The organism is Arthrobacter sp. HMWF013 (genome assembly GCF_003061105.1).
Classification (GTDB): Bacteria; Actinomycetota; Actinomycetes; order Actinomycetales; family Micrococcaceae; genus Arthrobacter.
This window is the reverse complement of the sequence record NZ_QAIQ01000229.1, coordinates 1-11,841: the sequence shown is the minus strand read 5'-3', so window position 1 is coordinate 11,841 and position 11,841 is coordinate 1. Positions and strand designations below refer to the sequence as shown.

General features: G+C 64.1%; 13 protein-coding genes. 10 read left to right on the top strand and 3 right to left on the bottom strand.

Translation table 11 applies throughout. From position 1 onward, the window contains the following. Both DBR22_RS09440 and DBR22_RS09435 read left to right on the top strand, forming a co-directional pair. A partial coding sequence (locus DBR22_RS09440) for a peptidase dimerization domain-containing protein (RefSeq protein ID WP_181365099.1) occupies positions 1-742 on the top strand: 742 nt, incomplete at its 5' end. Between the two features lie 11 nt (positions 743-753). Continuing rightward, positions 754-1,914 carry an acyl-CoA dehydrogenase family protein gene (locus tag DBR22_RS09435; protein ID WP_108598803.1) on the top strand — a complete coding sequence of 387 codons (1,161 nt, stop codon included), beginning with the start codon at positions 754-756 and terminating at the stop codon, positions 1,912-1,914. On the opposite strand, the gene DBR22_RS09430 is transcribed toward DBR22_RS09435, so the two are convergent. After that, complete coding sequence (locus DBR22_RS09430) at positions 1,911-2,144, bottom strand: DUF5703 family protein (RefSeq protein ID WP_108598802.1); 234 nt, start codon at positions 2,142-2,144, stop codon at positions 1,911-1,913. The genes DBR22_RS09435 and DBR22_RS09430 overlap by 4 nt on opposite strands. A gap of 39 nt (positions 2,145-2,183) precedes the next feature. Between DBR22_RS09430 and DBR22_RS09425 the strand changes: the two genes are divergently transcribed. Next, positions 2,184-2,453 (top strand): hypothetical protein, encoded by a 270-nt coding sequence (locus DBR22_RS09425; protein ID WP_108598801.1) that lies wholly within the window; start codon positions 2,184-2,186, stop codon positions 2,451-2,453. Positions 2,454-2,477: 24 nt separating this feature from the next. On the opposite strand, the gene DBR22_RS09420 is transcribed toward DBR22_RS09425, so the two are convergent. Further along, positions 2,478-3,413: an aldo/keto reductase gene (locus tag DBR22_RS09420; RefSeq protein ID WP_108598800.1), complete on the bottom strand. Its 936-nt coding sequence runs from the start codon at positions 3,411-3,413 to the stop codon at positions 2,478-2,480. Between the two features lie 51 nt (positions 3,414-3,464). Between DBR22_RS09420 and DBR22_RS09415 the strand changes: the two genes are divergently transcribed. Both DBR22_RS09415 and mshC read left to right on the top strand, forming a co-directional pair. Then, positions 3,465-4,298 carry an undecaprenyl-diphosphate phosphatase gene (locus tag DBR22_RS09415; RefSeq protein ID WP_108598799.1) on the top strand — a complete coding sequence of 278 codons (834 nt, stop codon included), beginning with the start codon at positions 3,465-3,467 and terminating at the stop codon, positions 4,296-4,298. Positions 4,299-4,313: 15 nt separating this feature from the next. Next, entirely contained in the window at positions 4,314-5,591 is a 1,278-nt protein-coding gene (gene mshC / locus DBR22_RS09410) for a cysteine--1-D-myo-inosityl 2-amino-2-deoxy-alpha-D-glucopyranoside ligase (protein ID WP_108598798.1), read from the top strand. 15 nt (positions 5,592-5,606) lie between these two features. Here mshC and DBR22_RS09405 read toward each other — a convergent pair whose 3' ends face one another. Beyond that, positions 5,607-6,512, bottom strand: coding sequence for a PAC2 family protein (locus DBR22_RS09405; protein ID WP_108598797.1), 906 nt, complete (start codon positions 6,510-6,512; stop codon positions 5,607-5,609). A gap of 200 nt (positions 6,513-6,712) precedes the next feature. Here DBR22_RS09405 and DBR22_RS09400 point away from each other — a divergent pair, with 200 nt between their 5' ends. The 5 genes from DBR22_RS09400 to DBR22_RS09380 all read left to right on the top strand — a co-directional run. After that, positions 6,713-7,399 carry an HAD family hydrolase gene (locus DBR22_RS09400; RefSeq protein WP_258229115.1) on the top strand — a complete coding sequence of 229 codons (687 nt, stop codon included), beginning with the start codon at positions 6,713-6,715 and terminating at the stop codon, positions 7,397-7,399. Then, on the top strand, positions 7,396-8,541 hold the full coding sequence (locus tag DBR22_RS09395; RefSeq protein ID WP_108598795.1) for a site-2 protease family protein: 1,146 nt from the start codon (positions 7,396-7,398) through the stop codon (positions 8,539-8,541). The genes DBR22_RS09400 and DBR22_RS09395 overlap by 4 nt, the downstream gene beginning before the upstream one ends. Positions 8,542-8,675: 134 nt before the next feature. Further along, the gene (locus tag DBR22_RS09390; RefSeq protein WP_108598794.1) at positions 8,676-9,740 is read left to right on the top strand and encodes a tRNA (adenine-N1)-methyltransferase; all 1,065 of its coding nucleotides are present in this window, start codon (positions 8,676-8,678) and stop codon (positions 9,738-9,740) included. An 83-nt stretch (positions 9,741-9,823) separates the two neighbouring features. Continuing rightward, the gene (gene arc / locus DBR22_RS09385; protein ID WP_108598793.1) at positions 9,824-11,575 is read left to right on the top strand and encodes a proteasome ATPase; all 1,752 of its coding nucleotides are present in this window, start codon (positions 9,824-9,826) and stop codon (positions 11,573-11,575) included. A gap of 50 nt (positions 11,576-11,625) precedes the next feature. Further along, a partial coding sequence (locus DBR22_RS09380; protein ID WP_258229114.1) for a proteasome accessory factor PafA2 family protein occupies positions 11,626-11,841 on the top strand: 216 nt, incomplete at its 3' end.

The window sequence follows — 11,841 nt, the reverse complement described above, 5'->3', positions numbered from 1 at the left end:
TACCTACCTCCTGCAGACAGCCGAGAAAGGCATCTCCTGGCTTCGACTCGTAGCCCACGGCCGGGCCGGCCACGGCTCGCAGATCAACACCGACAACGCAGTGACCCGCCTGGCCGCGGCGGTGACCCGGATCGGCGAATACAAGTGGCCCATCGAGCTGACCCCCACCACCCGCCAGTTCCTGGACGGTGTGACAGAACTCACCGGCGTCGAATTCGATCCGGATAACCCTGACCGCCTGTTGGACCAGCTCGGCACGGTGGCCCGGTTCGTGGGAGCCACCCTGCAGAACACCACCAACCCCACACTTCTCAAGGGCGGCTACAAGCACAACGTCATCCCCGAATCAGCCGAGGCGCTGGTGGACTGCCGCACACTGCCCGGCCAGCAGGACCACGTCCTGGAGGTCGTACGGGAGCTGGCAGGCACCGGCGTCGAGGTCAGCTACGTGCACAACGACGTCTCACTTGAGGTCCCGTTCGCCGGAAACCTGGTGGACTCCATGATCGACGCCCTGCACTCCGAGGATCCCGGGGCCAAGGTTCTGCCCTACACACTCTCCGGGGGAACGGACAACAAGTCGCTCAGCCGGTTGGGCATCACAGGCTACGGCTTCGCTCCGCTCCAACTGCCGGCCGACCTGGATTTCACCGGCATGTTCCATGGCGTGGATGAAAGGGTTCCGGCCGACTCCCTGAAGTTCGGCGCCCGCGTGCTGAACACCCTTCTCACCAACTACTGAGGAAGCCGGCCATGACTCCCGAAGAAGTGCTCCCGGAACCGCTGATCGAGGCCATCCGCGGGCGGGCTGCAGGCTACGACCGGGACAACGCATTTTTCGCGGAGGACCTTGAGGAGTTGACGGCTGCCGGCTATCTCACAATGTTTGTACCCGTGTCCGACGGCGGTCTGGGCCTGGGGCTCGAGGCGGCGGCCCAGTGCCAACGGAGGCTCGCAACGGCGGCCCCGGCCACCGCACTGGCCATCAACATGCATCTGGTGTGGACCGGCGTCGCGCAGGTACTGGCAGCCCGCGGAGACGATTCACTGGACTTTGTTTTGCGCGAGGCCGGTCAGGGGGAAGTCTTTGCTTTCGGTAACTCCGAGGCAGGCAACGATTCGGTCCTCTTTGATTCAAGGACCATGGCCGTAGCACTTCCGGGCGGGGGCTACAGCTTTACCGGGACGAAGATCTTCACGAGCCTTTCGCCGGCGTGGACCCGGCTGGGGATCTTCGGCAAGGACAGCCAGGGGCGGGATGGCCAGGGCGAACTGGTCCACGGGTTCATCACCCGGGAAACCCCCGGGTACCGGATCCTGGACGACTGGGACACCCTCGGAATGCGCGCCAGCCAGTCCCACACCACGGTCCTGGCCGGCGCGGAGGTGGGCCCGGACAGGATCTTCCGCAAGCTGCCCGTTGGGCCGGCCCCGGACCCCCTGATTTTTGCCATTTTCGCCTGCTTCGAATCCCTCCTCGCCGCCGTGTACACCGGCATCGGCGAGCGGGCACTGATACTGGGCGTGGAGGCCGTGAAGCGTCGGACATCGATGAAGAACGGCGGCAGGAGCTACTCCCAGGATCCGGATATCCGCTGGAAAGTGGCGGAGGCTGCCATGGCGATGGACAACCTCTACCCGCAATTACAGGCCGTGACCCGCGATGTCGATGCGCTCACCGACCACGGGCCCCAGTGGTTCCCCAAGCTCGTGGGGCTGAAGGTCAACGCGACAGAGACAGCGCGCCGCGTCGTGGACCTGGCAATCCGCGTGAGCGGCGGGTCCAGTTACTTCCGCGGCTCGGAACTCGAACGCCTGTACCGTGATGTGCTCGCCGGAATGTTCCATCCATCGGACGATGAATCGGCTCACAACACCGTGGCGAACGCCTGGCTGGGAGCGCTGGAGGCCTAGACGGTCCGCTGGACCTGCATGACGCGCCGACGCAGCCAGAAACGCCTGCCGCCACCCAAATACAGCTTGCTGCGTTCCAGTTCCCACTTGCCGTATTCGGAATGCTCCACGAGCCGGCGGCGCGCTTCAGGCAGCGAATCGACAGGACTGACCGTCAGTACGAGGTACTCGTACTGAGTGAGAAAGTCCCGTTCCCGTTGGACCGAGCTGGTCAGAAAATGTTCCTTCATTGCTCTCCATTTTCGTCCTTTTCCGGCTAACGTGAAGTCATGAGCATCGATCCGCGTGTCGCGCTTCAATCCTTGACCACCGCTTTGGAAGAACACCTTATAGCAGCATCCAACCGACGCGGAGATGGGGATCCTGCCGTTGAAGCCGCGTTTTTCGCGGTGGCGGATGCCTTCGAGGTTTATGAAGACGCAATCTACGAGGCTTATAGCGAAGTCACACCCCTCCAGGTCTTTGATGATGAAGAAGACGAGGACGAAGACGAGGAATCCGGTGTTGACGACGAGGACCTGGAGATCGTCGAAGACTGAATCGTCTCTCCCCTTGCCGGCTGATCAGGCGGGCAGGGACACATCCTCAAGGGCCCTGGCAATTTCCGGGGGCAACCGGGTCAGTTGGGCAGCAAGGATTTCCTTCGCCTGGACCGGCGTCCGGGGTCCGACGATCGCGGTAGCGACCCCATGCTGTGCCAGTAGCCAGCTCAGCGACACGTCCAGCGGAGTCCTCCCCAACCCCTTTGCGGCCATTGCCACTGCCTCCACAACACTTGAGGGCTGGGCCGCCAGGTAAGCCTCCACATAGGGTGCCAACTCGTTCCGCGATGCGCGGGAATCTGCAGGGATACTGCTGCGGTACTTACCGGTCAGGACGCCGCGGCCCAGCGGCGCCCACGCCATCAGGCCGAGCCCGGCATCTTCGACGGCGGGAATAAGCTCCGCCTCAGGGTTCCGGTGCAGCAGCGAATACTCGGCCTGTGCGGCAACCAGCGGAAACCCGGCCACTGCGGCTGCCTTGGCGCTCTGCCAGCCGTTGAAATTCGAAATTCCCACATATCGGGCCCGTCCGCTGCGGAGCGCAAATTCCAGGGCGGACAGCGTTTCGTCCAAGGGGACATTGCCGTCCCAAGCCTGCGCGAACCAGAGATCCACGTAGTCGGTCCCCAGCCGCGCAAGGCTGGCGTCCAGGCCGGTCAGCATCGCATTACGCGATGTGTCCACGGTGCGGCGGCCGTCCGACGTCGACACCCCCGCTTTGGTGGAAATGCAAAGTTCGGTGCGGGAAACGACGTCGCCCAGCAGGGAGCCGAGCATGGCCTCGGCCCGGCCCTCTGCGTAAGACGCCGCAGTATCAACGAGTTTTCCGCCACCTTCAACAAAGGTGCGCAGGATTTCGGTTGCGTCCTGCTCGTCGGTTTCACCGGCCCAGGACATGGTGCCGAGGGAGAGGGCGGAGACTCGCAATCCACTGTTGCCGACGTAACGCTGCTGCATAGCTGCAAGCTTACGGGGATTGACCTCCGGTCCATGACGTAGGGTCTTAGCGTGAACTGGTTTGAGGCGGCCCTGCTGGGCCTTGTGCAGGGACTGACCGAATTTCTTCCGATTTCATCAAGTGCGCATCTGCGGATTGTGGGGCAGTTCCTGCCCAATGCGGCCGACCCCGGAGCGGCCTTCACGGCCATCACCCAGCTGGGTACGGAAACCGCGGTGGTGGTCTACTTCTGGCGTGACATCGTCCGGATCGTCAAGGCGTGGGCCGGATCGCTAGCCGGTAAGGTGTCCCGGCAGGACCCGGATGCCCGGATGGGTTGGCTGGTCATTCTCGGCAGCCTCCCCATCGTGGTGCTCGGCCTCCTTTTCCAGGACCAGATCGAATCCGTCCTCCGCAGCCTGTGGCTCGTGGCCACCATGCTGATTGTCTTCGGGCTGATCCTGGCAGTGGCAGACGCGGTGGGTAAACAGGAACGCGACCTGACCCAACTGACCTACAAGCACGGCATCCTCTACGGGTTTGCGCAGGCCCTGGCTCTCATCCCAGGCGTTTCGCGCTCCGGCGGAACCATCACTGCGGGCCTGCTGATGGGCTACACCCGCGAGGCCGCTGCCCGCTATTCCTTCCTCCTTGCCATTCCTGCCGTCTTCGGCAGTGGCCTGTACCAGCTCTACAAGACGGTTTCCAAGGAGGGCATCAGCGGTCCGTACGGCCTCCCGGAAACTGCGCTGGCCACAGTCATCGCCTTCGTGGTGGGCTATGTCATCATTGGCTGGTTCCTCAAATTCATTTCCACCCGGAGCTACCGGCTCTTTGTGTGGTACCGCATTCTCCTGGGCATGGCCCTCTATCTCCTGCTCGGTTTCAATGTCATCAGCGCCTAGCACTAGGCTTGGTCTGTGAAATCCTGGACCTCCCGCCCTGTCCCCGTGCTGCCCGGCACCATGCCTGCCCTCCGGCTTTTCGACACAGCCCAAGGCAGTGAAGTGGCACTCCCGTCCGGCGGGGAGCAGTCCATGTACGTCTGCGGAATCACCCCCTACGACGCCACCCACATGGGCCACGCCGCCAGCTACGTGGCATTCGACCTCCTGAACAGGGCATGGCGCGACGCCCGTCAGCAGGTCTCCTACGTGCAGAACGTGACCGACGTGGACGATCCCCTGCTGGAGCGCGCCACGGCCACAGGCGTCGACTGGAGGGACCTGGCGGCGAGCCAGATCGAACTCTTCCAGACCGACATGGAGGCCCTGAACGTCCTGGCGCCGGACCACTACGTGGGTGCAGTTGAATCTGTGCCCCTGATCGTCCCGGCCATCGAGAGGTTACTGCGTGATGGCCTCGCCTACCGCGTAGAAGGTACCGCTGGGGAGCCCGACGGCGACGTCTACTATGACGTGGAAGCTGCCGGAAAGCACACGGTCGCCCCTGACGCCTGGACCCTTGGGTCGGTGTCCCACCTGGGCGAATCGGAGATGCTCGAGCTTTTCGCCGAGCGGGGCGGAGACCCCGGACGCGCCGGAAAACGCCAGGCCCTGGACCCGCTGCTGTGGCGCGTAGCCCGCGACGGCGAGCCCAGCTGGCCCGGCGGCGAACTGGGCCAGGGCAGGCCGGGTTGGCACATTGAGTGCACCGTCATCGCCCAGCAATACCTTCCCGCCCCGTTCACTGTCCAGGGCGGCGGCACTGACCTGATTTTCCCCCACCATGAAATGGGGGCCGGGCACGCTTACTCGCTGGCAGGCGTCCCGCTGGCGCACCACTATGCCCACGCAGGGATGGTGGGCCTCGACGGCGAGAAGATGAGCAAGTCCAAAGGCAACCTGGTCCTGGTATCCAAGCTGAGGGCCGACGGCGAAGACCCGGCGGCCATCCGGCTGGCAATCCTGGCCCACCATTACCGTTCCGACTGGTCCTGGACAGCTGAGGGATTTGCTGAGGCCAAAGAGCGGTTGGCCACCTGGCGGCACGCCCTTGCCGTTGCGCCGGCAGGCTCGGCTGCAGGTGTGATCGCTGACATGCGTTCCGCCCTCGCCGCGGACCTCAACGCGCCGGCGGCACTGGCAGCCCTCGACCGCTGGGCAGCTGCCGCGAACTCTACCGCGGCAGCTGGTTGCCAGCAGGACCAGGCATTGGTGAGCGACGCAGCTGACGCGCTGCTCGGCGTCGTTCTCTAGGGCTTATCCGGGCCCCTAGGGCTTGTCCCGGCCACGGCGTTTCAGGTAGCGCTCAAACTCGCGGGCAATGGATTCGCCGGTGGCCTCCGGAAGGTCGGCAGTGTCCTTCGCTTCCTCAAGCTGCCGGACGTACGCGGCGATTTCGGGATCCTCAGTGGCCAATTCGTCCACGCCCCGCTCCCAGGCCGCCGATTCTTCGGCCAGCTCGTGGGTGTCCAGCGGAACCTGGAGCAGTTCCTCGACCCTGTTCAGGAGGGCAAGCTGGGCCTTCGGCGACGGAGCCTGCGCCACGTAATGGGGGACCGCAGCCCAGAGCGAGACGGTGGGAATGCCGGCCAGCAAAGCAACTTCTGCCAGGACGCCCACAATCCCCACGGGGCCTTCGTACTGGGAGGCCTCGAGGTTCAGGCGCTCCCGCAACGGGGCATCGTCGGAGGAAGTGCTCACCGGGATAGGCCTGCTGTGGGGAACGTCTGCCAGCAGGGCCCCCACCAGGATCACGTAGTCCACCTTGAGCGCTTCGGCGTGGACCAGCAGTTCCGCGGTATAGGCGCGCCACTTGTAGGAGGGCTCGGTGCCCTGGACGAAGATGACGTCCACCTTCGAATCCGGCACGCTCGCTTTATAGATCCGGGTGGACGGCCACTTGATTTTGCGTTCTCCCGTTGCGGTCCGGCGGACGGTGGGACGGGTGAACTGGAAGTCGTAGTATTCGTCGGCATCGATGGACGCGACCTTCTTGCCGCCCCACAGCCTGTTCAGATAGCGCAACGAGTCACTGGCAGCTTCTCCGGCATCATTCCAGCCCTCAAAAGCGGCAAGCATCACAGTGATGCGCTCTCCCTCAGCCACTGGCAGCAGGAACTGCTCCGGTTCAGGCGTGGCACCCGGTTCTGTGGTGTCTCCGTCGAAGCTATTCATTTCTTCACCCTACGTCCAAGAACAGGCGTGACGCATTGAATGAAGCGCTAAAAAGTGTGATGGTGTGGCGCAGGAAGCGGGAACGCACGGCCCATATTCGCCGAGGGCGTATCCCACGGCTGGCGTTCAGGCCGGCACCGTAGACTGAAAACATGCGACCTTCACCCTCCGTGTCCCCGCTCAGAGCCGTACTTTGGGATATGGACGGCACCATCGTTGACACCGAGCCCTACTGGATTGCCGCTGAGCACGCCCTGGTGGAAGCCCATGGCGGAACGTGGTCGCACCACCAGGCCATGCAGCTCGTGGGGCAGTCATTGACGTACTCAGCAGGCGTTCTCCAGGCGGCCGGCGTTCAGCTGCAGATCCGGGAGATCATCGACTCACTGACCGCGGAGGTCATCGGCAGCGTCCAGCGGTCGGTTCCCTGGCGGCCGGGCGCCAGGGAACTTCTGGAGGACCTGCACCAGGCCGGCGTGCGGTGCGCGCTGGTTACCATGTCGGAGGCACCCCTGGCGCGCGAAATTGTCGCGAGCCTTCCGAAACCGTACTTCGAATTCCTGGTCACGGGAGACACCGTGAGCCAGGGCAAACCCCACCCGGAGGCGTACCTGACGGCGGTTGAACTGCTCCAGGACGCGGACCCCGGCCTGACCATCGAGCACTGCGTCGCGCTGGAAGACTCCGCGCCTGGAGTGGCAGCCGCAGTGGCGTCCGGCGTTGCCACGGTGGCCATCCCACACATTGTCCCGCTGCCCGAGGACCCCCGGCACACCATGTGGAAAACGTTGGCGGGCCGAACAGTCTCTGACCTGGAAGCCATAGCCGCACTCAGCCTGGCCGGGGCCGCCGTCCTGCCCGAAACCCTGTCCGGGAGAACACCATGAGTACAGCCCCCGTAACTGGGCGCCGTGAAGGCATCAGCATGGGACGGATTGCCGGTATTCCGGTTATTCTTGCCTACTCCTGGTTCGTGATTGCCGCGTTCACTGTCATTGTTTATGGACCATTGCTTTCGGAGCAGAATCCTGCGCTTGGCATGGCCGCCTACTATGTTGCGTTCGCGTACGCCCTGCTTCTCCTGATTTCGGTTCTGGTCCACGAGTTGGCCCACGCCCTTACGGCCAAGATCTTCGGCTGGCCCACGCAGAAAATCGTCCTCAACCTGTGGGGCGGGCACACCCAGTTTGAGAACTTCACGGCTTCTCCTGGCCGCTCGGTGATCGTGGCCCTGGCCGGGCCTGCAGCCAACCTGGTCCTCGCCGGCGGCGCCTGGGTGCTCCTGACCAGCATCAGCATGGGCAGCGTGGCTGAAATCCTCGTCAATATCTTCATGTGGGCCAACTTCGTCATCGGGATCTTCAACGTCCTGCCGGGGCTGCCGCTTGATGGCGGAAGGATCGTTGAGTCGGCCGTCTGGAAGGCCACCGGCAGCCAGGCCAAGGGCACAGTCGCCGCCGGTTGGGCCGGCCGTGCCATTGTGGTTGGCCTGGTCTTCTGGTTCATCGGCCGGCCCCTGCTCGGAGGCGGCGAGACGGACTTCAGCATTTTGATGGTCACAGTCCTTGTCTGCGGGTTCCTGTGGATGGGGGCGAGCGCCTCCATCCAGCAGGGCACCCTGCGTGGCAGGCTGCACCTGGTCAGCGCTGCCGCTTTGGCGGGCCCCGCCGTCGGAATTCCTGCCACCGCCACTGTGGCGGACCTCCACAGGCTCTCGCCGGATGCGTCCCAGGCCGTTGTTGTCTGCGGGCCCGACGGACGCCCGCAGGGTGTGGTGGACGCAGCCGCCGTCGCTGCGGTTCCAGCCTCCGCTGCGGGATCCACCCCCGTTACCGCCGTCTCCTACGCCCTGGCTCCCGGGGCCTACGTTCCAGAGTGGTCCCAGGGTCAGGAACTGATCCAGTACCTTTCCCAGCTCGAAGGCCACGAGTATGCGGTGGTGGACCATAACGGGATTGTGACCGGACTCCTGGCGCAGAACGCTGTGGTGGGCGCCATCACCGGCAAGGCCGTCCGTTCAAATAGATAACCGCCGGGTCAAAACCGGTAGAGTTACGTGCCGGTCGTGCATTGCTGCCGTGTGGCCGCCCCGAAGGCTGGACCGCACCGGGTGGACCTTGACAACGAGCGGCCCCCACAGTGTTACAGGAGCGAGGAAAATTCATGAGCAGCGAAACTGCCGCCACCGAAACCGCTGAGGCGGCCCCATCAGGCGTTGCCGCCACCGGTGCCCAGCCAGTAGGAGCTGCCCGTCGCCGCGGTCCCTTCCGTGAAGGCGAACGCGTCCAGCTGACCGACGAGCGCGGCCGCATGAACACCATCAGCCTGGAGAGTGGCGGCGCCTTCCATACCCACCGCGGTTTCCTGAACCACGATGAAATCATCGGCAAGGCGGACGGCTCGGTTGTCGTTAACAACGTCGGCCAGCAGTACCAGACGCTGCGCCCGCTCCTTTCTGATTTTGTCCTTTCCATGCCCCGCGGTGCGGCTGTGGTCTACCCCAAGGACGCCGGCCAGATTGTCACCATGGCTGACATCTTCCCCGGTGCCAGGGTTGTCGAGGCCGGTGTGGGCTCAGGGGCGCTGTCCATCTCGCTGCTCCGGGCCGTTGGCGACAACGGCTACCTCCATTCCTTTGAGCGGCGCGAGGAATTCGCGGACATTGCCCGGGGTAACGTGGAGACCATTTTCGGCGGCCCGCACCCCGCCTGGAAGGTTTCGCTCGGCGATTTCCAGGAGGAGGTTGTCCGCTCGGAGGCCCCCGGCTCGGTGGACCGCGTGGTGCTGGACATGCTCGCTCCATGGGAGTGCCTTGATGCTGTAGCCACCGTGCTCGCTCCCGGTGGTGTCTGGATCAACTACGTCGCCACGGTCACCCAGCTTTCCCGCACGGCAGAGGCCATCCGGGCGGACGGACGCTTCACCGAACCTGACGCGTGGGAGTCAATGGTCCGCGGGTGGCACCTGGAAGGACTCGCTGTCCGGCCGGACCACCGTATGGTTGCCCACACGGGTTTCCTACTGGTTACGCGGCGTCTGGCAGACGGCGTCACCGGCATCTCGGTCAAGCGGCGCCCCTCAAAGACGGATTTCAACGAAGACGACGTCAACGCCTGGACACCCGGCGCGGTGGGGGAACGTCTCGTCTCCGACAAGAAGCTGCGCCGTGCGGCCCGGGACGCGATCGCCGGTACCAACGTCAAAGATGAACCGGAGATCACGAACTAGTCCATATTTTGGGAGTCTCCAGCAGTACCCGCCAACTTGGGGCTAAGGTCTTAAGAAGAAGAGCAGGAAGGGGCTGATGCATCATGGAGACGCCGAATCAGGACTCCGGACGTACACCGGCGGAGCAGTCGGCCGCCAACGAACTGACCGTCGCGGACCGGCAGGTGAACATCCTCCGGGACAAGCTCAGGCACATCGACCGCCAGCTTGCAGCTGCCACGCAGAACAACACCAAGCTCGTCAGCATGCTGGAGGCCGCCAAAACCGAGATCCTGCGGCTCAAGAGCGCGCTGGAGCAGGAAGGCCAACCGCCCTACAGCTTCGGCACTGTCCTGCAGCTTAACCCCAAGCGCCCGCCGTCCGCGGGCAGCAGCGGCCAGGCCGCCACGGAGGAGTCCGTGGACATCTTCAACGCCGGCCGGAAGATGCGGGTAGGGATCAGCCCGCTGGTCAACATCAACCAGCTTGCCGTCGGCCAGGAAGTCCTCCTTAACGAGGCACTCCTGGTTGTGGCGGGCCTCGGCTATGAGCGGGCCGGCGAGCTGGCAACCCTGAAGGAAATGCTCGGAACGGACCGCGCCCTGGTGGTGGGACGGGCTGATGAGGAACGCGTAATCCGGCTTTCAGGCGCCCTGCTCACCGAAAAACTCAGGGTAGGCGATGCCCTGTCCATCGACTCCCGCACCGGCTACGCCCTCGAAAAAGTACCCCGTTCCGAAGTGGAGAACCTGGTTCTCGAGGAAGTTCCGGACATCACCTACGAGGACATCGGAGGCCTCGGCCCTCAGATCGAACAGATCCGCGACGCCGTGGAACTGCCGTTCCTCCACCCGGACCTTTACCGCGAGCACGGACTGAAGGCACCCAAGGGCATTCTCCTCTATGGCCCTCCTGGTTGCGGTAAGACCCTGATCGCCAAGGCTGTTGCAAATTCGCTCGCCGCGCGGGCGGCCGAGCGCTCGGGCAACGTGGACCTGAAGAGCTACTTCCTGAACATCAAGGGACCCGAACTGCTGGACAAGTACGTGGGTGAGACCGAGCGGCATATCCGCCTGATTTTCTCCCGCGCCCGCGAGAAGGCCTCGGACGGCAGCCCCGTGGTGGTTTTCTTCGACGAAATGGATTCGCTGTTCCGAACCCGCGGAACCGGTATCTCTTCAGACGTCGAGACCACCATCGTCCCCCAGTTGCTCAGTGAGATCGATGGCGTGGAGCGGCTGGACAATGTGATCGTCATCGGCGCGTCCAACCGCGAGGACATGATCGATCCCGCCATCCTCCGGCCGGGCCGGTTGGACGTGAAAGTGAAGATCCAGCGCCCGGACGCGGAAGCGGCGGCCGATATCTTCAACAAGTACATCACCACCGACCTGCCGTTCCACGAGTCCGATCTCGCAGAGCACGACGGCGATGTCCAGGCGACGGTGGACGCCATGGTCCAGCGGACTGTTGAAGCCATGTACTCGACGGAGAAATCCAACGAGTATCTGGAAGTCACCTACGCCAACGGCGACACGGAAATGCTGTACTTCAAGGACTTCAACTCCGGGGCAGTTGTCCAGAACGTCGTTGACCGTGCCAAGAAGTACGCCATCAAGGATCTCCTGACGCTGCATCAAAAGGGCCTGCGCATCGAGCATCTCCTCCGTGCCGTGGTTGATGAATTCCGCGAACATGAGGACATGCCCAACACCACCAACCCGGATGACTGGGCCAGGATCTCGGGCAAGAAGGGCGAACGGATCACCTACATCCGCACCATTGTGCAGGGCAAAGCAGGCCAGGAACCCGGAAAGTCCATCGAAACCATGCCCAACACAGGGCAGTACCTGTGACGGCAGCTTCGGAACCCGCCGGCGGGGGAGCACTCCCGGCCGGCGGGGCCATGCGCGTCATGGGCGCCGAAACGGAGTACGGCATCCACGCCCCGTCGGCCCCGGGAGCCAATGCCACCATGATGTCCGCCCGCGTTGTCCAGGCCTACGCGCAGGTGACGCGGCAGCGGGCCGCCGGCGGCGCCGAGACGCGGTGGGACTATACGGACGAGGAACCGCTCCATGATGCCCGTGGCTGGACCCTCGAACGGGGTGCGGCCCACCCG